The following is a 21,881-nucleotide window of genomic DNA, read 5'->3' as shown; positions in this document are numbered from 1 at the left end:
TGATCCCGATATCGTTTTGTATCAATGGTAGTTTATACAATACACTATCAAATAAATATATGGAGGGCTGGAAATGAGTAATACAGCACAGAGCCCGGCTTGCAGAAGAATTGAAGGTCTGCTGGACGGGAACAGTTTTGTGGAAATCGGCGGACAGGTGACTGCCAGAAGCACTGATTTTAATCTGCAGCAGTCTAAGTGCCCGTCTGACGGAGTAGTTACCGGCTATGGTCTGATTGACGGTAATCTTGTCTATGTGTACAGTCAGGACGCTTCCGTACTGAACGGAACCCTGGGTGAGATGCATGCGAAGAAGATTGTACGTCTGTACGAGCTGGCATGTAAGATGGGAGCGCCGGTCATCGGTCTGATCGACTGCGCAGGTATCCGTCTGCAGGAGGGCGTAGACGCCCTGAACGCATTCGGAGAGGTTTATACCCAGCAGGCGCTGGCGTCCGGCGTAGTTCCGCAGATCACGGCAGTGTTCGGTCACTGCGGCGGCGGGCTGGCTGTCGTACCGGGACTTTCTGATTTTACCTTTATGGAGGAGAAGGACGCGAAGCTTTTCGTGAACGCTCCGAACACCATCGCAGGCAACAGCACCCAGAAGTGTGACAGTGCTTCTGCTAAATTCCAGGCAGAGGAAGCAGGCAGCGTCGATGTAGTTGCTGACGAGGCAGGTATCCTGGCTCAGATCCGCGCACTGGTTGCAATGCTTCCGGGCAACAATGAGGAAGAGGGCTGCTACTCTGACTGCGCGGACGATCTGAACCGCGTATGCGCAGAACTTCAGGGCGTGGAGTATTCCGCATCCTACATCCTCTCCACTATCGCTGACGGCAAGGCTTTCTTTGAGACCAAAGCAGCTTACGCCAAGGATATGGTGACAGGCTTTATCCGTCTGAACGGCATGACCGTAGGCGCAGTAGCCAATGGAGAGCAGGAGATGACGGCACGCGGTGCCCAGAAGGCAGCAGAGTTCGTAGAGTTCTGTGACGCGTTCAATATCCCAGTTCTGACCATTACCAATGTAAAGGGCTTTAAGGCTTCCCTGTGCACCGAGCGCAATATCGGTAAGGCAGCAGCGAAGCTTACCTACGCATTTGCGAACGCGACCGTTCCGAAGGTAAATGTAATCGCAGGCGAGGCATTTGGCAGCGCTTACGTGATCATGAACAGCAAGGGAATCGGCGCAGATCTGGTATACGCATGGAAGGACGCGAAGATCGGCATGATGGACGCTTCCCTGGCGGCAAAAGTCATGTACGCGGACGCGGACGCCGCAACCCAGCAGGAGAAGGCGGCAGAGTACGCGGCTCTTCAGGACAGCGTAGACGCAGCGGCTGCACGGGGCTATGTGGACACCGTTATCGAGGCGCAGGATACCAGAAAGTATGTGATCGGCGCGTTTGAGATGTTATTTACCAAGAGAGAGGACCGTCCGGCGAAGAAACACGGAACTGTCTAAGAGGAGTGAGAGTATGAAACGAAGCTTGAAAAAATTATCGGCTCTGCTGCTCCTGATGGGACTTTTTGTACTGACCGGCTGCGCTGCCAAGGAGACTCTTCCGAACGAGGAGGTATACCAGGGCAAGCTCGACAGCTATGTGGAGATGCTGGTTGGTACAGATAAAGAAAGCCTGGATGCGAATCTGAGCAATCTTCAGGAGAATTATGATGATTTTGAGCAGCAGGTAGCTTTGTATCCCTATATCGGCGGAACCGGACAGAAGTTTGATTTTACGGCAGACGCATACTTAAGCCTGCTGAAATCCTATGATGCCAATTTCGATGAGTTCGGTGATTTTGTAGGCCTGAAGGAATATGAGGGCGGCACCACCGACAAGGATGGCAATGTAACCTACACTGCTGTCTATGAGTTCACAGATCATAACATGCGTCTGGCTCTGGAGTTTGATAAGGACGATGTGGTTACCACGGTAACCATGGACCCGATCTACAGCAAGGGAGAGATTGCCAAAAAGGCAGCCCTGAATACCCTGATTGGTATGGGATCTGTATTCGCTGTGCTGATTCTTCTGGCGTTTATCATTTCCCTGTTCAAATACGTATCCGTATTTGAGAATCGGGGAAAGGCAAAGAAGGATGCGGCAAAGAAGGCGGCAGCGCCCGCACCTGCTCCTGTGGCACCTGCGGCACCTGCACCGACAGACGATCTGCAGCTTATCGCAGTCATCACTGCGGCAATTGCGGCGGCAGAGGGTACATCTACAGATGGCTTTGTAGTACGTTCTATCAAGCGCAGAAGCAACAATAAATGGAAAAAAGCATAACGCATGCTCATATTTAGGAGGATTCATAGAGATGAAAAATTATACAATTACCGTAAATGGCGTAGCTTATGATGTAGTCGTTGAAGAGAAGGGCGCAGGCGCAGTAGCAGCAGCTCCCGCAGCGGCAGCTCCCGCAGCAGCACCGGCACCGGCAGCAGCTCCGAAGGCGGCAGCTCCCGCAGCAGCAGGCGCAGTAGCAGTAAAGGCTTCCGTACCGGGCAAGGTACTGAAGGTAGAGGCAAGTGTCGGACAGGCAGTGAAGTCCGGTGACAGCATCATCATTCTTGAGGCAATGAAGATGGAGATCCCGGTAGTAGCACCCCAGGACGGCACCGTAGCAGGCATCAACGTAAGCGTAGGCCAGGCTGTAGAGTCCGGAGATTTACTGGCATCCCTGAACTAATGGCATAGCCTTAAGAGAAATCAACGGAGGTTAAGACATGGGATACATTTTAGAAACCCTGGGAAACCTCATGCATCAGACTGCGTTTTTTAACCTGACCTGGGGAAATTACGTCATGGTCCTGGTAGCATGCGTGTTCCTGTATCTGGCTATCAAAAAAGAGTACGAGCCTCTTCTTCTGGTTCCGATCGCTTTTGGTATGCTTCTTGTAAATATTTATCCGGATATTATCGCAAGTCCGGAGGAAACTTCAAACGGAGTAGGCGGACTTCTGTACTACTTCTATGTACTGGATGAGTGGTCTGTCCTGCCGTCCCTGATCTTCATGGGCGTCGGAGCCATGACCGACTTCGGTCCGCTGATCGCGAATCCGAAGAGCTTCCTTCTGGGAGCGGCAGCTCAGTTCGGTATCTTCGCAGCTTATCTGGGCGCTATGCTCATGGGCTTTTCCGACAAGGCAGCAGCGGCTATCTCCATCATCGGTGGAGCAGATGGCCCGACTTCCATCTTCCTGGCCGGAAAACTGGAGCAGACCGCTTTGCTTGGACCCATTGCGGTAGCTGCGTATTCCTATATGTCTCTGGTTCCGATTATTCAGCCGCCTATCATGAAGCTGCTGACGACCGAGAAAGAGCGTAAAATCAAGATGGAGCAGCTTCGTCCAGTATCCAAGCTGGAGAAGATCCTGTTCCCGATTATTGTAACCATTGTTGTCTGCCTGATTCTGCCGACCACCGCTCCGCTGGTAGGTGCCCTGATGCTGGGTAACCTGTTCCGCGAGTCCGGCGTGGTACGTCAGCTGATGGATACAGCGTCCAACGCCCTGATGTACATCGTTGTTATTCTGCTTGGTACCTCCGTAGGAGCAACCACCAGCGCAGAGGCATTCCTGAATATCAGCACACTGAAGATCGTAGCCCTGGGTCTGATTGCGTTCGCGTTCGGTACCGCGGCCGGCGTTCTTCTGGGCAAGCTTATGTGCGTACTCAGCAAGGGCAAGATCAATCCGCTGATCGGTTCCGCCGGAGTTTCCGCAGTTCCGATGGCAGCCCGTGTATCACAGAAGGTAGGAGCGGAAGCAGATCCGACCAACTTCCTGCTGATGCATGCCATGGGACCGAACGTAGCCGGAGTTATCGGTACGGCCGTAGCAGCCGGAACCTTTATGGCAATTTTTGGAATTTAATGATGCCGGGCTCAAAAAGTCAGATGGCGTTCGTGCCTGCACGATAAGACATCTGACTTTGGGAGCCGTAATAATAGGAGGAACTATTATGTCAGATATGAAACCGGTACAGATTACCGAGACTATCCTGCGTGACGCACATCAGTCTCTGATTGCTACACGTATGTCCACAGAGCAGATGCTGCCCATCGTGGAAAAACTGGATCAGGTAGGCTACCATTCCCTGGAGTGCTGGGGAGGAGCTACCTTCGACGCATCCCTTCGTTTCCTGCATGAGGATCCCTGGGAGAGACTTCGTAAAATCAAAGACAAGGCAAAGAAAACTCCGCTGCAGATGCTGTTCCGTGGACAGAACATTCTGGGTTACCGTCCCTACGGCGACGACGTCGTAGAGTACTTCGTACAGAAGTCCATCGCAAATGGTATTGATATTATCCGTATCTTTGACTGCCTGAACGATCTGCGTAATCTGCAGACAGCAGTAAAGGCTGCCAACAAAGAGAACGGCCATGCACAGGTAGCGCTGTCCTACACCCTGGGCGACGCGTATACACTGGAGTATTGGACCACCATGGCGAAGAACATCGAGGAGATGGGTGCAAACTCCATCTGTATCAAGGATATGGCAGGCCTGCTGCTTCCGTACAAGGCTACGGAGCTGGTTAAGGCACTGAAAGAGACCGTTAAGATCCCGATTCAGCTGCATACTCACTATACCTCCGGCGTGGCTTCCATGACCTACTTAAAGGCAGTAGAGGCCGGCGTAGACGTCATCGACTGCGCCATGTCTCCCTTCGCTCTGGGAACTTCCCAGCCGGCAACCGAGGTTATGGTTGAAACCTTCAAGGGAACTCCCTATGATACAGGATATGATCAGAAGCTTCTTGCTGAGATCGCGGATTACTTCCGTCCCATGCGCGACGAGGCTCTGGAGAGCGGCCTGCTGAATCCGAAGAACCTGGGCGTGAATATCAAGACCCTGCTGTATCAGGTACCGGGCGGTATGCTGTCCAACCTGACCTCCCAGCTGAAGGATCTGGGCGCTTCCGACAAATACTATGAGGTACTGGAGGAGGTTCCGCGTGTACGTAAGGACTTCGGCGAGTGCCCGCTGGTAACTCCGTCCTCCCAGATTGTAGGTACACAGGCTGTTATGAATGTGGTAGGCGGCGAGCGTTACAAGATGGTAACCAAGGAGTCCAAGGACCTGCTGTCCGGACACTATGGAAAGACTGTAAAGCCGTTCAATCCGGAGGTTCAGAAGAAGTGCATCGGCGATGCCGAGGTGATCACCTGTCGTCCGGCAGACCTGGTTCCGAACGAATTAGAGACTCTGGAGAGCGAGATGAAGCAGTACGAGGAGCAGCCGGAGGACGTTCTGACCTACGCACTGTTCCCGCAGGTAGCAACCGACTTCTTCAAGTACAGAGACGCACAGCAGAAGAAGATGGACGCAACGGTAGCAGATACCGAGAACGGGGCATATCCGGTATAATCGGATTTTTGAAAAATCAGATTTTGAAATCGCAGATTGCCGATCCGGCAAAAATGTGGTACACTAACAGCGTTGGCGAATTTTCGCCGACGCTGTTTTTACATTACGAAGTATCCGTATGAAATTCACTATTTCACCCGAAACGATGTGACATTGTGATGATGAGCTGCTACAGGTGTACAGATAGAAAGAGAGAAATTTGCATGAGCAAGGTATTGATCGTGGGCGGCGGCGCAGCTGGTATGCTGGCTTCCATTTTCTCGGCCAGAAACGGCCATGAGGTCCACGTATATGAGAAAAATGAAAAGCTGGGTAAGAAGCTGTATATTACGGGAAAGGGCCGCTGTAATCTGACCAATGCCTGCGACATGGACACTCTTTTCGCCAGCGTGCGGACCAACAGCCGTTTTTTATACAGCGCCTTTTACGGCTTCACCAACCAGGACGCCATGGCCTTTTTCGAAGAAGAGGGTCTGAAGATCAAGACGGAGCGGGGGGAACGTGTCTTCCCGTTGTCGGACAGATCGGCGGATGTGCTGGATACGCTGCGGCGCAGTATGCGGCGTGCTGGCGTAGAGATTCACTTGAATACAGAAGTAAAAGATATTATCGTTGAAGCGGGAGAAGCCAGAGGTCTGATTTTGTCAGATAAAACCCGAATAGAGGGTGACGCGGTTATTGTGGCCACGGGCGGTCTTTCCTATCCGGTAACCGGTTCCACAGGCGACGGCTACCGTTTCGCGAAAGAGGCGGGCCATAAGGTGACCGACTGCATCCCGTCCCTGACTCCTTTTAATATCCGGGAACAATTTGTAAAGGATTTACAGGGACTTTCCCTGAAAAATGTGGAGCTTCGGATCTGCAATGGAAAGAAAGAGGTATTCCGGGAGTTCGGAGAGATGATGTTCACCCATTTCGGTATCACCGGACCACTGGTGCTGACAGCCAGCAGCTACGTGGGAACCCTGGCGGCAAAGCAGGAGCTTAAGGCGGTACTGGATCTGAAACCCGCGCTCAGTGAGGAACAGCTTGACCAACGTATCCTAAGGGAGTTTGACGCAAATCACAATAAGAGCTTCAAAAATGTGATCGGCAGCCTGTTCCCGGCTAAATTAACGCCGGTGATGATTGGCCTCAGTGGCATCGACCAGGATAAGAAGGTACATGATATCTCCCGGGAGGAGCGGCAGGGCTTTGTGAAGCTGACCAAAAGCCTGCCTATGACCGTGACGGGGCTTCGGGATTACAAAGAGGCGATTATTACCAAAGGCGGCGTGGCTGTGAAGGAGATCAATCCTTCCACCATGGAATCAAAATTCGTAAAAGGATTATACTTTATCGGTGAGGTACTGGATCTGGACGCAGTGACCGGCGGATTCAATCTGCAGATTGCCTGGTCCACGGCCTACGCAGCCGGTAATGCTGTATAGAGGAGGAACCTATGACATATCAGATAGCGATTGACGGACCGGCGGGAGCCGGAAAAAGTACCATTGCTAAGGCAGTGGCGAAGAAGATGGGGTACATCTATGTGGATACGGGAGCTATGTACCGTGCCATGGCGCTGTATTTGCTGCGCCGGGGGATTAGCGCGGACGAGAGCGGAAAAATCAGTGCGGCAAGCCGTGACGCTGATATTACGATTGCATACAAGGACGGCTTACAGCAGGTATTATTGAACGGTGAGAACGTAACCGGATTGCTCCGCACCGAGGAGGTAGGCAATATGGCTTCTGCGTCCTCTGTAAATAAGGACGTGCGCCTGAAGCTGGTGGAGCTGCAGCGCGCCCTGGCCGAGCGGGAAAATGTGGTCATGGATGGCCGGGATATCGGCACTTATGTGCTTCCGAAGGCCAATGTAAAGGTCTATCTGACCGCGTCCAGCGCCTGCCGCGCCAAGCGCCGCTATGACGAGCTGACGGAAAAGGGTGAGACCTGTGATCTGGCGGCCATTGAGGCTGACATTATCGAGCGGGACAAGCGGGATATGGAGCGGGAGTTCGCACCTCTTCGTCAGGCGGAGGACGCGACTTATGTGGATTCCTCAGATATGACCATTGATGAGGTAATCACGGCAATTACCGATCTGATTCACTAGGAGGTGCCTATGGAAGTAAGGCTTGCGAAAACGGCCGGGTTCTGCTTTGGCGTGCGCCGGGCCGTGGACACGGTATACGAACAGGTGGAGCAGGCGGAGGGCCCCATTTACACTTATGGCCCCATTGTACACAATGAAATCGTGGTACAGGAACTGGAGGAAAAGGGCGTAAAAGTTCTGAACTCCGAAGAAGAACTGAAAAGCCTCACCAGCGGTACAGTCATCATCCGGGCCCACGGCGTGGGGGAAAAGGTGTATGATCTTCTGAAACAGCAGGGCGTGAATCTGGTGGATGCCACCTGTCCTTTTGTGAAAAAGATTCACCGTATCGCCCGGAAGGAAGAAGCCAACGGACGTCACATCCTGATCATCGGTAATGCAAAGCATCCCGAGGTGGAGGGCATCCGTGGCTGGTGCGAAAAACCTGCCTACGTGGTGGAATCCCTTGAAGAAGCGGAAAACTTTGCCCTGCCGATGGGTGAAAAGCTCTGCATTGTGTCCCAGACGACATTTAACTACAATAAATTTGAAGATATAGTTGAAATTATTTCAAAAAAGGGTTATGATATAATTGTTTTAAATACGATCTGTAGTGCAACCGAGGAGCGTCAGACCGAAGCCCGGGAAATTGCGTCCGATGTAGACGCGATGATAGTGATCGGAGGAAGTCACAGCTCCAACACACAGAAGCTATTTGAAATATGTAAAAAAGAATGTGAAAATACTTACTATATACAGTCACTTGATGATTTGGATTTGAAGACATCGCAGTCCATCCGTTGCGTAGGTATTACAGCAGGGGCTTCGACCCCAAACAAAATTATTGAGGAGGTTCAAAAACATGTCAGAATTAAGTTTTGAACAAATGCTTGAAGGTTCACTGAAAACAATAAGAAACGGAGAGGTTGTCGAAGGCACTGTGATTGATGTCAAAGAAGATGAAGCCATCTTGAACATAGGCTACAAATCCGACGGTATCCTGACCAAGAATGAGTACAGCAACAGCCCCATCGACCTGACCACAGTCATCCATGTAGGTGATACTATGGAAGTAAAGGTTCTGAAGGTCAACGACGGCGAAGGACAGGTTCTCCTGACCTACAAGCGTCTGGCAGCCGAGAAAGGCAGCAAGCGTCTGAAAGAGGCTTTTGAGAACGAGGAAGTGCTGACAGCACCGGTTACCCAGGTTCTGGACGGCGGCTTAAGCGTTGTTGTAGATGAGTCCAGAGTATTCATCCCGGCAAGCCTGGTATCCGATACCTATGAGAAGAACCTGGCGAAGTATGAAGGTCAGGAGATCAGCTTTGTTATTACCGAGTTCAATCCGCGCCGTGGCCGCATCATCGGTAACCGTAAGCAGCTGATCGTTGCTGAAAAAGCTGAGAAGCAGAAAGAGCTCTTCGAGCGCATCCATGTAGGCGATGTGGTAGAGGGTGTTGTAAAGAACGTAACCGATTTCGGTGCATTCGTAGATCTGGGCGGAGCAGACGGTCTGCTTCATATCTCTGAGATGTCCTGGGGACGCGTAGAGAACCCGAAGAAGGTATTCAAGGTTGGCGAGAAGCTGAATGTCCTGATTAAGGATATCCGTGATACCAAGATCGCCCTGAGCCTGAAATTTGAGGATCAGAATCCGTGGCTGTATGCTGCTGACAAGTATGCAGTAGGCAACGTAGTTACCGGTAAGGTGGCAAGAATGACAGATTTCGGCGCATTTGTAGAGCTGGAGCCGGGTGTAGACGCACTGCTTCATGTATCCCAGATTTCCAGAGAGCACGTAGAGAAGCCGTCTGACGTACTGAGCATCGGTCAGGAGATCGAGGCAAAGGTTGTAGACTTCAATGGCGAGGATAAGAAGATTTCTCTGAGCATGAAGGCACTGCAGAGCAACGAGACAGCCGGCGATGTGGCAGATGTGGACATCGACGCGGTAGCAGCTGAGGAAGAGTAAGAAAAGAATTACAAACGGATATACACAGACGGGAGGACAGGCACTTTGGCGTGCGTGTCCTCGCGCCTTGTCTGGGCATAATTTTGTGAAATACACAAGGAGAAAGGACAGTATGTGGAATATACAGATTGCAGGCGTGGACATTTACCATATCGTCAACTGGTTTTATATCTATAGCTTCTTGGGATGGCTCTGGGAAAGCTCCTACGTATCCATAAAGGAGAAGAAACTGGTCAATCGAGGCTTTGTGGCCGGTCCGGTCTGCACCATCTATGGCTTCGGGGCTGTCATCGTCTATCTGATTCTGAAGCCCATCGCCGGAAATATTCTGTTGCTCTATATCTGCGGCGTGATTGTGCCGACAATTCTGGAATATGTTACGGCGGTTCTGATGGAGGCTCTGTTCCATACCAGCTGGTGGGATTACAGCAAGAATAAGTTTAATTTTCAGGGGCGCATCTGTCTGGGTGCATCCCTGGGCTGGGGAGTGTTTTCCGTGATTCTCTTTTATGTATTTCAGCCTTTTGTGGACTGGATTGTGAGCCTGTACAGCGTGGCGACCGGAAAGCTGCTGGTGAGCGTGGCGACCCTGGTATACGCGGTGGATTTCGGCATGTCCTACATGAACGCCATGCAGATTGGCGAGAAGCTGCGGAATATGGACGCGGTTATGGACGAGCTGTACGAATATATCCAGAATACGAAGCTCTATGAGAGCACCGAGGAACTCAAAGAACGGCTGGCCCATTACCGTCTGCCTGAGTATGTACCGGAGCTGAAACAGCGTCTTGAGGATCGGGTCAATGCAATGGTAGCCTTTGCGGGTGAGTCTCCTGAAGAATTTAAAGCCCGTCAGGAAGGACGTCTGGCAGAGCTGGCCGAGCGTTTCGGCGCTGCGCAGAAGCGCTTTGAGCGTCTGAAAGGTATGAGTAACGTATTTACCAGACGTACCATGAACGCTTACCCGAACATGAAGTCCCGGGCGCAGGCGCTGAAAGAGCGTGCGGTACGGAAGGTTGGCAAGGGTTCCAGAGAACAGTAATGAGTTGAAATAAAAAATACCGGAGTGATAAAAATTCATGGCACATGTGACCTTTAAGGGCGGAGTATTTCCGCACAAGAGAAAGCGGTTTACAAGAGAAAAAGCATTGGAGGAGTATCTGCCGAAGGGAGATCTGATCTATCCCCTGCGTCAGCATATCGGCGGCACGGCAGTGCCGGTGGTAGCTGTGGGAGACCGGGTACTGGAGGGACAGCTCCTTGCGAAGGCCAGTGGCGATATCTCCGCGCCGGTTCATGCGTCGGTGTCCGGTACGGTAAAAGCGATTGAGCCGCGGAAAACCGTATCCGGAAAAGAGATTTTGTCTGTGGTAGTCGAAAATGACGGTCTGTACGAAAAAATGCCGGTTTCGGAGATAAAGCCCTGGCAGGAGCTGGAGGTTGGGGAGCGCCTGCGCCGGATCCAGGAGGCCGGAGTGGTCGGTATGGGAGGAGCCGGATTCCCGACCCATATCAAGCTGGCAGTACGGAATCCTAAGAGAATCCGTTATGTCCTGATCAACGGTACCGAATGTGAGCCCTATATGACCAGTGATTACCGTAGAATGCTGGAATCGCCGGAGTGTCTGGTTGAGGGACTTCGGATTGTTTTGAGTCTTTTTGAGCGTGCTACCGGTATTTTTGCCATGGAGGATAATAAACGGGACGCCATTACAGCCATGCAGATGGCCAGCGGAAGTGAACCCCGGATGGAGGTCCGGGTACTGGAAACCAAGTATCCCCAGGGTGCGGAGCGTATGCTGATCTATGCCTGTACCGGCGCGGAGATCAACACGTCCCAGCTTCCGGCAGACGCGGGCTGTATCGTACTGAATGTGGAAACGCTTCACGCCATCTATGAGGCGCTGGTTCTCGGCCTTCCGGTGACGAAGCGGGCAGTGACGGTGACCGGAAAAGCGTTGAAGGAACCGAAAAATTTTCTGGTTCGGATCGGCACCAGTTTTTCGGAGCTTCCGGAGGCAGCGGGCGGTTACGCGAAGCAGCCGAAGAAGTTTGTCTGCGGCGGTCCCATGCGCGGTGTGGAGATGAAGAACCTGGAGGTTCCGGTGACGAAGACAGTAACCGGATTTCTGTGCATGAGTCAGGATTATACGGATAAGCCGGGCGTCTGCATCCGATGCGGTTCCTGTACAGAGGCCTGCCCGATTTATCTTTTGCCCACAAAGCTTGCGGACGCGGCGGAGGCCGGAAAAGAGCAGGAGTTCCGGGATATGAACGGCATGGAATGCTTGGGCTGCGGAAGCTGCAGCTTTGTATGCCCGGCCAGAAGACAGCTGGCTCCGTCCATTCAGGACATGCGCCGGAAGCTGCTGGCACAGGGAAGAAGATAGGGAGGAAATGAGACAATGGAAAAAAATTACAAATGGATCTTTCCTCATGTGAAGGGAACGATGACGACAGCAGGTATGATGCGGATGATGCTTCTGGCGCTTTTGCCTGCGGAGATTTTCGGCGTCCTTCATTTCGGACCGCGGGTACTTCTGCATCTGCTGATTTGCGTTGTCACCTGTACACTTACAGAATTTACCATTGAAGCGTTTCGGGATAAGCCGCTGACTGTGGCGGACGGAAGTGCCATGGTGACGGGGGAATTGCTGGCCCTGATGCTGCCGGCAAACGCGCCTCTGTGGCTTGGAGCCTTAGGAGGGCTTTTTGCTGTCGGCGTGATCAAGATGCCTTTCGGTGGCCTTGGAAAGAACCGGCTGAATCCGGCTCTTTCCGGCTATTGTTTTCTGTTTCTGGCTTTTCCGAAATATATGAAGGATTACAGCTTCGGCAGCTATGGTTCCCGGACGCTTCTGGGGCAGCTTTTGTCCGGACAGACCGTAGATCCCTATCCGATGCTCTGGGGCAATACCAACGGCAGTATCGGTACGGTATCGGCGGCGATGTTACTCCTTGGCGCGGTGCTGCTGCTGGCCTTTGGTATCATTCATCTGCGGATTCCGGCGGCGATTGGGATCTCCTTCCTGATTACATTGTTTCTCGGTGCGGGAAAGGGCTTTGATCAGCTCTATTTTACCACCCAGTTTCTGGGAGGCGGTCTGATTCTGGGAGCTTTCTTTGTGGCGACGGACTGTGTGACGTCACCGATTACGAGAAAGGGCCAGATCTGGTACGGCGTTCTGATTGGCGTCATGACGGCGGCGCTTCGGCTGGCCGGGATAGAAGAGGGTATGGTGTACGCGATACTGGTATCAAATCTGTGCGTGCCGTTTATTGAACAACTGACTGTACCGAAGCCCTTCGGAAGAAGAAAACCGGTACAGGTTACACAGAACAGGAGACAGCCATGATTGCGTATATCAGAGGTACACTGGCTTATATTGAGCCAGAGGAGAGTATGGCAGTGCTGGAGACCGGTGGAATCGGCTACCGGATTCTCATGTCCGGACGGGATCTGGATCTTTTACCGGCGGCAGGCGAGGAGCTTCGCCTGTATACCTACCTGCAGGTGCGGGAGGACGCATTTGTGCTTTTCGGCTTTTTTACCCGGGAGGATCGGAAGCTGTTTCAGCAGCTTTTGAGCGTCAATGGTATCGGTCCGAAGGCGGCCCTTGGAGTGCTTTCCGCCCTTTCCGCGGACGATCTCCGCTTCGCGGTGCTGGCGGATGACGCGAAGGCCATTGCAAAAGCGCCTGGTATCGGCCTGAAGACAGCCCAGAAGCTGATTCTGGAGCTGAAGGATAAATTAAGCCTTGAGGAGGCCTTTGAGGCGCGTCTGGAGAATAGCCAGGCAAAGGCGGCAGCTGGAGCGGCTCCCGATCTGAGCGAGGCCCGGAACGAGGCCGTGGAAGCTCTGACAGCCCTTGGCTATTCCGCTTCCGATTCCCTGAAGGCTGTGCGGAAGGTGGAAGCAGCCGACGGTATGAATGTAGAAGATATTTTAAAAGCTGCGTTAAAATATATCAGCTTCTAGGAGACAGATAGATGGGAAAACGTATCATTACAACGGAGGCTATGGAGGAGGATATCCGCACAGACTACAGTCTGCGGCCTCAGACGCTGGATGAATATATCGGCCAGGAGAAGGCTAAGGAAAATCTGAAGATCTATATTCAGGCGGCCAAAGCCCGGGGAGAATCTCTGGATCATGTGCTGTTTTACGGACCGCCGGGACTGGGCAAGACGACTCTTGCCGGCATTATTGCCAATGAGATGGGCGTTCACATGAAGGTGACTTCCGGTCCGGCTATCGAAAAACCCGGTGAAATTGCGGCTATCCTCAACAATCTGTCTGAGGGTGATGTGCTTTTTGTGGACGAGATTCACCGGCTGAACCGACAGGTGGAGGAGGTTCTGTACCCGGCCATGGAGGACTTTGCCATTGATATTGTCATTGGAAAGGGCGCTTCGGCCCGGTCTATCCGGTTGGATTTGCCGCATTTTACATTGATTGGCGCGACAACCAGGGCGGGACTTCTGACAGCGCCCCTGCGGGATCGCTTTGGCGTGGTTCATCATCTGGAGTTCTATACAGACGAGGAGCTGCAGACCATTGTGGAGCGTTCGGCGGACGTGCTGGGCGTGGAGATTGACCCGAAGGGAGCCCTGGAGCTGGCCAGACGTTCCAGGGGAACTCCGAGACTGGCCAACCGGCTTCTGAAACGGGTACGTGATTTCGCCCAGGTCAAATATGATGGGAAGATCACGAAAGAGATTGCGGATTTCGCGCTGGATCTGCTGGAAGTGGATCGCTATGGTCTGGATCAGATCGACCGGCGGATTCTTATGACCATGATTGAGAAATTCATGGGCGGCCCGGTAGGCCTGGATACCCTGGCGGCGGCTATCGGCGAGGATTCCGGCACGATAGAGGATGTCTATGAACCGTATCTGATCAAGAAAGGTTTCATTAACCGGACGCCCCGGGGACGTGTGGTCACAGAGTTGGGATATCATCACCTGGGTGTTGTGCCGGATGGCGGTAATGTGATATAATAGAGTATCGAAAAAACCAAAGGACGTGAACGAGATGGCGATGAAAAACGCAGTGGAAGTGGTGGTGGATGGCCGGGTCTATAAGATCAGCGGCTACGAAAGCCAGGAGTATCTGCATCAGATAGCAGTCTATATCAACGAGAAAATGAACGAGTGCCACAGTACGGAAAACTACCGGAAACAGAGCGGCGATCAGCGGCAGCTGATGTTGAGTATGAACCTGGCGGACGACTATTTTAAAGCCAAGAACCAGGCTGAGAAGCTGACCGCGGAGCTGGAGAAGAAGGAGCGGGAGCTGTACAGCGTCCGTCACGATCTGATTGAGGCCCGGCTGGAGATCGAGAATCTGAAAAAAGAGAAGAAGGCAGGCTCCGGACAGAATAACCGCAGAAATGAGCAGCATGCGGGAAAGCAGAATAATGTTGGAAATAATGTGAATTCTGTGAACAGTGGAAACAATACACAGAGATAAATGGAGAGGGCGCCAGACGGATTTTTGGCGCCTTTTTTGTGGAGGAGGAAACATGAGACATCAGACAGAGCTTCTGGCTCCGGCAGGTTCCTTTGAGAGCCTGCGGGCCGCAGTCAACGCGGGAGCGGACGCCGTATATATCGGAGGCACAAGGTTTGGCGCCCGGGCCTATGCGGAGAATCCGGACGAAAAGGGCCTGTGTGAGGCTATCGAGTTCGCTCATCTGCACGGCTGCGATCTGTATATGACAGTCAATACGCTTTTGAAGGATTCGGAGATGGAGGAGCTTGGAGCTTATCTGAAGCCCTATTATGAGAGCGGTTTGGACGCAGTCATTGTCCAGGATATGGGTGTCTTTTCCTATATTCGCGAGAACTTCCCGGATCTGGATATTCACGCCAGCACTCAGATGACGGTGCTTGGCGCGGAAGGAGCTGAATTTCTGAAAAAGCAGGGAGCTGCCCGTGTGGTGACAGCCCGGGAGCTGTCGCTGCAGGAGATTCGCCGGATTCATGATACCGTGGATGTGGAGATTGAGAGCTTTATTCACGGAGCCCTCTGTTACTGTTATTCGGGCCAGTGCCTGATGAGCAGCATGTTTGGCGGCCGCAGCGGCAACCGTGGCCGGTGCGCTCAGCCCTGCCGCCTGCCTTATCAGTTGAAGGGTGATGGAAAGCTGCTTGGCAAAAAGGGCGAGGAGTATATCTTAAGTCCCAAGGATATGTGCACCATTGAGATTCTGCCGGAAATTCTGGAGGCAGGCGTCTGCTCCCTGAAAATCGAGGGTCGGATGAAGCGACCCGAGTACACGGCAGGCGTAGTGCGCGTTTATCGGAAATATCTGGATCATTACCTGGAATATGGAGGGGATAAATATCGTGTGGATCCGAAGGATTATGGGGAACTGCAGGCACTTTATAACCGGGGCGGATTTTCCAGAGGCTATTATCAGGTACACAATGGCCGCGATATGATTTCCCTGACCAGACCCAGCCATTTTGAGGAGAAGGGAAAGAAGGCCATGCAGGAAAAGCAGCGATACGAGGCGCTGCTGCAGGAGATTCGGAAGGAATATCTGGACAGGGATAAGAAGGAAACCATCGAGGGCAGCTTCCGCATTTCCCTGGATGGACCGTCGGAGCTTGCGGTGCGGTATCGGGACGCAGAGGTGCGCGTGGAGGGCGAGCCAGGTCAGGTGCCGAAGAATCAGCCTATGACGGAAGCGGATATCCGCAAGCAGCTTATGAAGACCGGGGATACTCCCTTTATATTCGGAAAGCTCGCGATACAGATGGACGGCGATATCTTCTGCCCCAACGGGCAGCTGAACCGGATGCGGCGGGAGGCTTTGGAGAAGCTGACAGAGCAGTGTACGGCAGGAACGCACAGAGCATCCGGAGATATACGGAAGCTGCTTACATGCAACGGGGCAGGCGGAGATACGGACAAAAAGGCACAGAAGCCAGGTTATTTTCCGCTTCTGGTACAGTTGGAGCGGGCAGAATATCTGCCGGAAGTGCTGGATTTTCCGGAGGTACAGGCAGTCTATCTGACCAGCGAAAAGCTGGATTTTGAACGGCTGCCGGAATATGTAAATGTCTGCCACAGGGCAGAAAAGGAATGTCTGCTGGTACTGCCGGCGATTTTCCGGACACCCGCCAGACGGTGGTTTGAGGAGCGGACAGAGCTGATAAAGCAGGCGGGATTGGACGGCCTGGTACTGAAAAACCTGGAAGAGCTGGAATTTGTAAAAAATCAGGGGCTGGAACTGCCGCTGATTGGTGATCACAACCTCTACAGCTGGAATCAGGAAGCCGACACATTCTGGAAAAAACAGGGAATCACAAGAGAAACACTTCCGCTGGAGCTGAACGACCGGGAACTTAAGGAGCGGGGAGCCCGAGATGCCGAGCTCATTGCCTACGGTTATCTGCCGCTGATGACTACGGCAGGTTGTCTGCACCGGACGGTGGAGCGCTGTGATCAGAAGGAGACGGTGCGGATGCTGATAGATCGCTATAAGAAAGAATTTCCGGCTGTCAATTACTGCCGTTACTGTTATAATGTAATTTATAACAGTGAACCGCTGTCTCTCCTGAATAATAAAGAAGAGGTCGAGCGGCTTGCGCCGGAGGCGTTACGTCTCTGCTTTACATTGGAGAGCCGGAAGGAAATCCGAAGAATTCTGAAGGATTACACAGAGGTGTTTTGCGGCGGCGCGCCGTGCCGGAGACCGGAGTACAGCTACACAAAGGGACATTTGAAACGGGGAGTACAGTAAATATATGGTATTCTTGATTACCGATTTATCCAAATACGCGTTTATTATCCTGATTGCGCTTTATACATCCTTAAGCTATTCGGTGCTGCGAAAACGGGATCAGGAGGAGGTGCGCCATGGTTTTCGGCTGCAGATTCTGAACCTGTTCCTGATTCATGCCCTGGCCTTTGTGGTGCTGTACATGCAGACCGGGGAAATGAAGCTGGCGGTATTCTACGCCTTTCAGTTTTTTTTGCTGCAGGCGGTGCTGGTGTTCACCCGGATTATCTATCCGAAGGCAAATCGGCTGGTGCTGAACAATATGTGTCTGCTGCTGGCCATTGGTTTCATCATGCTGACGCGGCTGTCATATGACAAGGCAGTGCGTCAATTTCAGATTGCGGCGGTGGCACTGGCGGTGGCACTGATTGTGCCGGTACTGATCCGAAAATGCGGCTTTCTGCAGAAGCTGCCCTGGCTTTACGGAATCGGCGGGCTGGCGCTTCTGATGGCCGTGGCCGTAGTGGGCAAGACCACCTCGGGCGCGAAATTATCACTGGTTATCGGCAAATTTGTGTTCCAGCCCAGTGAGTTTGTGAAAATTACCTTTGTATTTTTTGTGGCAGCCATGCTGAGTAAGAGCACGGAATTCGCGGATATTGTGCGGACGACCATTCTGGCGGCGGCCCATGTGCTGGTGCTGGCAGTGTCCAGCGACTTGGGCGGGGCACTGCTGTTCTTTGTAACCTATCTGGTGATGCTCTATGTGGCCACGAAGAAACCTCTGTATTTCCTGGCAGGTCTGGGAGCGGGATCGGTGGCGGCGGTCATCGGCTATCATCTGTTCGCCCACGTGCGGGTCCGGGTGCTGGCCTGGACCGACCCCTTCAGCGTCATTGAAAATGAAGGGTATCAGATCACGCAGTCCTTATTTGCCATCGGAACCGGACGCTGGTTCGGCATGGGACTGAATCTGGGCATGCCCAATAAGATCCCAGTAGTGGAGCAGGATTTTATTTTCTCGGCTATTGCTGAGGAAATGGGCGGTATCTTCGCCGTATGCCTGATTTTGATATGCATGAGCTGTTTTATCATGTTTATCAATATTGCCATGCAGATCAAGAACCGATTCTACAAATATACGGCGTTGGGCTTCGGGACCCTCTATGGTTTTCAGGTGTTCCTGACCATCGGAGGAGCCATCCGCTTTATTCCGTCCACAGGCGTGACATTGCCGCTGGTGAGCTACGGCGGAAGCTCCCTGGCGTCCAGTATCCTGATGTTTTATATTATTCAGGGTATGTATCTCTTAAAAGAAGACGAGGATTTGCAGATTGAAAAAGAACGAGCAGCCAAAGCAAGAAAAGCAAAAAGAGTCAAAGACGGGCAGAGCAAAAAGCAGGAAAAATCATGAGCTGGCGGTGATTACGTACCTTTTCATCGGTCTGTTTGCGCTGATGACAGGCTATTTTATCTATTTTGACGCGGTCTTAAGTCCGGATGTAATCAACAATCCCTACAACGCCAGGCTGGACGCCTTTGCAGAGCGGAATATCCGGGGAAATATCCTGGCCTCGGACGGCACAGTGCTGGCGGAGACGAAGGCAGCGTCGGACGGTACAGAGACCCGGGAATATCCCTACGCCAATCTGTTTGCCCATGTGGTGGGCTATTCTACCCGTGGAAATACAGGCATTGAGCAGTTAGCCAATTACTACCTGCTGACTTCCAGTATCTCACCGGCAGAGCAACTGAAAAATCAGGTGAAAGACCAGAAAAGTCAGGGGGATAATGTGGTGACCACCCTGGATATGGATTTGCAGCGAACCGCCTACGACGCCCTGGGCAAGAACCGGGGTGCGGTGGTAGTGCTGGAAGCACAGACCGGACGGGTGCTTGCCATGGTGTCCAAGCCGGACTACGATCCAGGTACTATCAATGAAAAATGGGATACGCTTACGGCGGAGGATTCCCCGGAGAGTGGCAGCGTCCTCTACAACCGCGCGACCCAGGGACTCTACGCGCCCGGCTCCACGTTTAAAATTGTGACGCTGCTGGAGTATATGCGGGAAAATCCGGATTCCTATGCAGACTTTTCCTTCAATTGCAAGGGAAAGGTTACAGAGGGAAACTATACCATCAGCTGTTATAATAAGAAGGCCCATGGAGCCGAGGATTTGACAAAGGCCTTTGCGAAATCCTGTAATTCAGCCTTTGCCACCATTGGCCTGTCGCTGGATGAGAGTGCGTTTAAGAGTACCTGTGAGGAGTTACTGTTCAACACAGAGTTGCCGTCACCTCTGACTTATTCCAAGAGCTCCTTTTCCCTGAAAACGGACGCCACGCCTGCAGAACAGATGATGACAGCCATCGGCCAGGGGGAGACGCTTGTTTCACCCCTTCATATGGCTCTGATTGCCGGCACCATTGCCAATGACGGCGTGCTGATGAAGCCTTATCTGCTGGAGGAGGTGCGAAGCGCGAAGGGCGCGACGGTGAAAACCTTCGATACGGAGGAGTACGGCTCCCTGATGACGGCGGACGAGGCCGCTGCACTGACCGAATATATGAAGGCCGTGGTGGAGAGCGGAACAGGAAGCAAGCTGAAGGACCTGGGCTTTGAGACCGCAGGTAAAACGGGAACAGCCGAGTACACCAGTGATAAGAGCAAGAGCCACGCCTGGTTTGTAGGCTTTTCTGATACCGGGGACCGGGATATCGCGGTCTGCGTGCTGGTGGAGGAGCGCGGCAGCGGCAGCGAGTACGCAGTGCCCATTGCACGGCAGATTTTTCAGGAATGGTATGGGAATAAGGCTCTGAAGGATCTGATGAACGGGACCGAGTAGAAGGTGATAACAAACGCTTGTCAAATCTCCCAAAAAGCGCTATACTATACCTAGTTTTTGAACACACCAGGACAGGAGGTTTTGCAATGATTGAAGCAACCAGTTGTGGCGGTGTGGTAATATTTCGAGGTAAGATCCTGCTTTTGTACAAGAATTACAAGAACCGTTATGAGGGCTGGGTATTGCCGAAGGGGACTGTAGAGCCGGGAGAAGAGTACAAGGAGACGGCGTTAAGAGAAGTGCGCGAGGAAACGGGCGTAGATGCCGCGATTATCAAGTATATTGGCAAGAGCCAGTATTCTTTCACGGTGCCGGAGGACACGGTAGAGAAGGACGTTCACTGGTATCTGATGATGGCGGACAATTATTACAGTAAACCACAGCGCGAGGAGTATTTTGTGGATTCGGGATATTATAAGTATCACGAGGCCTACCATCTGCTGAAGTTTTCCAATGAGAAGCAGATTCTGGAGCGGGCCTACAATGAGTATCTGGATCTGAAAAAGAGTAATCTCTGGGGCAATAAAAAGTATTTTTAGAAGAAACGAGAGGAAAGAGGGTGTCGCGGATAGGTTTCGATACCCTCATTTTTCGAATTTAGGACAATAGCGTAAGCGCAGTGCGGACAGACTGTTGTCTGGAGAGGATTTCGGAATGCAGTGGGCGGAAAATCTTTATCTGACTGACAAAACGGCGAAAAAAAAGGATAAGATTATAAGAAAAGCCAACCGTGGTATGGGGATGGTCAGCATCTATCTGATCACCCTGGCTTCCAATCCGGAGAATCTTTTTGATATTTTTCACGCGGCCCATCTGAAGCAGCCGGCCTTTTATAAGCAGGATCTTTTCGTGGTGGGTATCGCGTCGGGTTACGAGGAGGCCCTGGAGCTGGTACAGCGGATGGTAGAGGACATCTATCGGAAGACCGGCGGCTTCGCCGTGCGGGAGTATTTTGGCAGGACGGAGAACTGACAGTATGCTGCATATAATCTGGATTATCTTGAAAATCATACTGCTCATACTTGCAGTGGTGCTGGGACTGGCTTTGCTGATTCTGGCATTGCTTCTTTTGGTGCCGGTTCGGTACGAGGCCCATCTGAAAAAGAAAGAGGAATTTTTCGTGGAAGCAAGGGTGCACTGGCTGCTTCAGTTGGTACGGGTACCGGTGAGCTTTCGGAACGGGGAACTGTCGGCGAAGCTGAAGGTACTTATTTTTACCGTGAAGGATTTTCTGGCGGATGAAAAAGAGATAGAGGATGGGATGAAAGAAGTTTTCGCGGACGCAGAAGAGGACGCGGGGAAGGCGGCAGAGCAGGAGATCTGCATAGAGCCTGTAGAAGAGGAAACAGAAGAACTGGAGCCGTGGCCCGCCCGCAAACAGCGGAATCTCGGAATTTTCGGGAAAATTACCGTTTTTCTGAGAATGCTTGCGGGCTTCCTGAAAACTATCTGGCGCTGCTTAAGCTCTATTCCGAAAAAATTAAAAAATCTTAAATATACATTACACCGGTTCTATGTTAAAATAAAACGAATGAAACGCTTTGCCACGGACGACCGCACAAAGGCGGCACTCAGTCTTGCCTGGAGCCAACTGAAAGGTTTTCTGGTGAAACTGCTTCCGAACAAAGTACGGGGTGACCTGCGTTTTGGAACGGACGACCCGGCGCTGACCGGAGAAATTCTGGGCGGCATCAGTATATTTTATCCTCTTTTCATGGATAATGTGAAGGTAGTCCCTGATTTTCAGGAGACTGTGCTGGAGGGTGAGCTGTATCTGAAGGGCCGCATCCGGCTGCTGACCGTCGCGCAGATTGCCTGGAGGCTGTACCGGGACAAAAATGTTCGTTTTGTATACCGAATGGTGACCTGACGTGC

Annotated in this window: 21 protein-coding genes; all 21 read left to right on the top strand. The window is 52.3% G+C overall.

Annotation, left to right across the window (positions count from 1 at the left end; translation table 11 throughout):
- Positions 1-73: 73 nt before the first annotated feature.
- The 21 genes from WMO29_RS04850 (at position 74) to WMO29_RS04750 (ending at position 21,876) form a co-directional block, all read left to right on the top strand.
- Positions 74-1,468: an acyl-CoA carboxylase subunit beta gene (locus WMO29_RS04850; RefSeq protein ID WP_349163999.1), complete on the top strand. Its 1,395-nt coding sequence runs from the start codon at positions 74-76 to the stop codon at positions 1,466-1,468.
- Positions 1,469-1,481: 13 nt separating this feature from the next.
- On the top strand, positions 1,482-2,294 hold the full coding sequence (locus WMO29_RS04845) for an OadG family protein (protein ID WP_349163998.1): 813 nt from the start codon (positions 1,482-1,484) through the stop codon (positions 2,292-2,294).
- A gap of 31 nt (positions 2,295-2,325) precedes the next feature.
- On the top strand, positions 2,326-2,697 hold the full coding sequence (locus WMO29_RS04840; protein ID WP_186873490.1) for a biotin/lipoyl-containing protein: 372 nt from the start codon (positions 2,326-2,328) through the stop codon (positions 2,695-2,697).
- 37 nt (positions 2,698-2,734) lie between these two features.
- A complete protein-coding gene (locus WMO29_RS04835) occupies positions 2,735-3,883 on the top strand; it encodes a sodium ion-translocating decarboxylase subunit beta (protein WP_178038572.1) in 1,149 nt (382 codons plus the stop codon).
- Between the two features lie 88 nt (positions 3,884-3,971).
- Positions 3,972-5,378, top strand: coding sequence for an oxaloacetate decarboxylase subunit alpha (locus tag WMO29_RS04830; RefSeq protein ID WP_178038571.1), 1,407 nt, complete (start codon positions 3,972-3,974; stop codon positions 5,376-5,378).
- Between the two features lie 203 nt (positions 5,379-5,581).
- The gene (locus WMO29_RS04825; RefSeq protein WP_349163997.1) at positions 5,582-6,808 is read left to right on the top strand and encodes a BaiN/RdsA family NAD(P)/FAD-dependent oxidoreductase; all 1,227 of its coding nucleotides are present in this window, start codon (positions 5,582-5,584) and stop codon (positions 6,806-6,808) included.
- 11 nt (positions 6,809-6,819) lie between these two features.
- A complete protein-coding gene (gene cmk, locus WMO29_RS04820) occupies positions 6,820-7,476 on the top strand; it encodes a (d)CMP kinase (protein ID WP_178038569.1) in 657 nt (218 codons plus the stop codon).
- 9 nt (positions 7,477-7,485) lie between these two features.
- Positions 7,486-8,337: a 4-hydroxy-3-methylbut-2-enyl diphosphate reductase gene (ispH, locus tag WMO29_RS04815; RefSeq protein WP_349163996.1), complete on the top strand. Its 852-nt coding sequence runs from the start codon at positions 7,486-7,488 to the stop codon at positions 8,335-8,337.
- Positions 8,318-9,427, top strand: coding sequence for a 30S ribosomal protein S1 (gene rpsA, locus WMO29_RS04810; RefSeq protein WP_178038567.1), 1,110 nt, complete (start codon positions 8,318-8,320; stop codon positions 9,425-9,427). The genes ispH and rpsA overlap by 20 nt, the downstream gene beginning before the upstream one ends.
- Before the next feature lie 112 nt (positions 9,428-9,539).
- Entirely contained in the window at positions 9,540-10,469 is a 930-nt protein-coding gene (locus WMO29_RS04805) for a putative ABC transporter permease (RefSeq protein ID WP_349163995.1), read from the top strand.
- 37 nt (positions 10,470-10,506) lie between these two features.
- Positions 10,507-11,817 (top strand): electron transport complex subunit RsxC, encoded by a 1,311-nt coding sequence (rsxC, locus tag WMO29_RS04800; RefSeq protein ID WP_349163994.1) that lies wholly within the window; start codon positions 10,507-10,509, stop codon positions 11,815-11,817.
- 15 nt (positions 11,818-11,832) lie between these two features.
- Positions 11,833-12,783 (top strand): RnfABCDGE type electron transport complex subunit D, encoded by a 951-nt coding sequence (locus WMO29_RS04795; protein ID WP_178038564.1) that lies wholly within the window; start codon positions 11,833-11,835, stop codon positions 12,781-12,783.
- Entirely contained in the window at positions 12,780-13,406 is a 627-nt protein-coding gene (gene ruvA / locus WMO29_RS04790; RefSeq protein WP_178038563.1) for a Holliday junction branch migration protein RuvA, read from the top strand. Before WMO29_RS04795 ends, ruvA begins: the two co-directional genes overlap by 4 nt.
- A gap of 11 nt (positions 13,407-13,417) precedes the next feature.
- Positions 13,418-14,428: a Holliday junction branch migration DNA helicase RuvB gene (ruvB, locus tag WMO29_RS04785; protein ID WP_349163993.1), complete on the top strand. Its 1,011-nt coding sequence runs from the start codon at positions 13,418-13,420 to the stop codon at positions 14,426-14,428.
- 34 nt (positions 14,429-14,462) lie between these two features.
- Positions 14,463-14,900 (top strand): cell division protein ZapA, encoded by a 438-nt coding sequence (locus tag WMO29_RS04780; RefSeq protein WP_349163992.1) that lies wholly within the window; start codon positions 14,463-14,465, stop codon positions 14,898-14,900.
- A gap of 52 nt (positions 14,901-14,952) precedes the next feature.
- Positions 14,953-17,181, top strand: coding sequence for a U32 family peptidase (locus WMO29_RS04775; RefSeq protein WP_349163991.1), 2,229 nt, complete (start codon positions 14,953-14,955; stop codon positions 17,179-17,181).
- A gap of 4 nt (positions 17,182-17,185) precedes the next feature.
- Positions 17,186-18,574, top strand: a complete 1,389-nt coding sequence (locus tag WMO29_RS04770) for an FtsW/RodA/SpoVE family cell cycle protein (protein ID WP_349163990.1) — start codon at positions 17,186-17,188, stop codon at positions 18,572-18,574.
- Positions 18,495-20,006 carry a peptidoglycan D,D-transpeptidase FtsI family protein gene (locus WMO29_RS04765; protein ID WP_349163989.1) on the top strand — a complete coding sequence of 504 codons (1,512 nt, stop codon included), beginning with the start codon at positions 18,495-18,497 and terminating at the stop codon, positions 20,004-20,006. Before WMO29_RS04770 ends, WMO29_RS04765 begins: the two co-directional genes overlap by 80 nt.
- An 86-nt stretch (positions 20,007-20,092) precedes the next feature.
- A complete protein-coding gene (locus tag WMO29_RS04760) occupies positions 20,093-20,545 on the top strand; it encodes an NUDIX domain-containing protein (RefSeq protein WP_178038557.1) in 453 nt (150 codons plus the stop codon).
- Positions 20,546-20,660: 115 nt separating this feature from the next.
- Positions 20,661-20,978 (top strand): hypothetical protein, encoded by a 318-nt coding sequence (locus WMO29_RS04755; protein ID WP_349163987.1) that lies wholly within the window; start codon positions 20,661-20,663, stop codon positions 20,976-20,978.
- A 4-nt stretch (positions 20,979-20,982) separates the two neighbouring features.
- Positions 20,983-21,876, top strand: a complete 894-nt coding sequence (locus WMO29_RS04750; RefSeq protein ID WP_349163986.1) for a DUF2953 domain-containing protein — start codon at positions 20,983-20,985, stop codon at positions 21,874-21,876.
- Positions 21,877-21,881 lie beyond the last annotated feature (5 nt).

Origin of the sequence: Laedolimicola intestinihominis, assembly GCF_040096155.1 — a bacterium.
Taxonomy (GTDB): Bacteria; Bacillota; Clostridia; order Lachnospirales; family Lachnospiraceae; genus Laedolimicola; species Laedolimicola intestinihominis.
The sequence above is the reverse complement of the archived record's forward strand: the minus strand, read 5'-3'. Positions and strand labels throughout refer to the sequence as shown.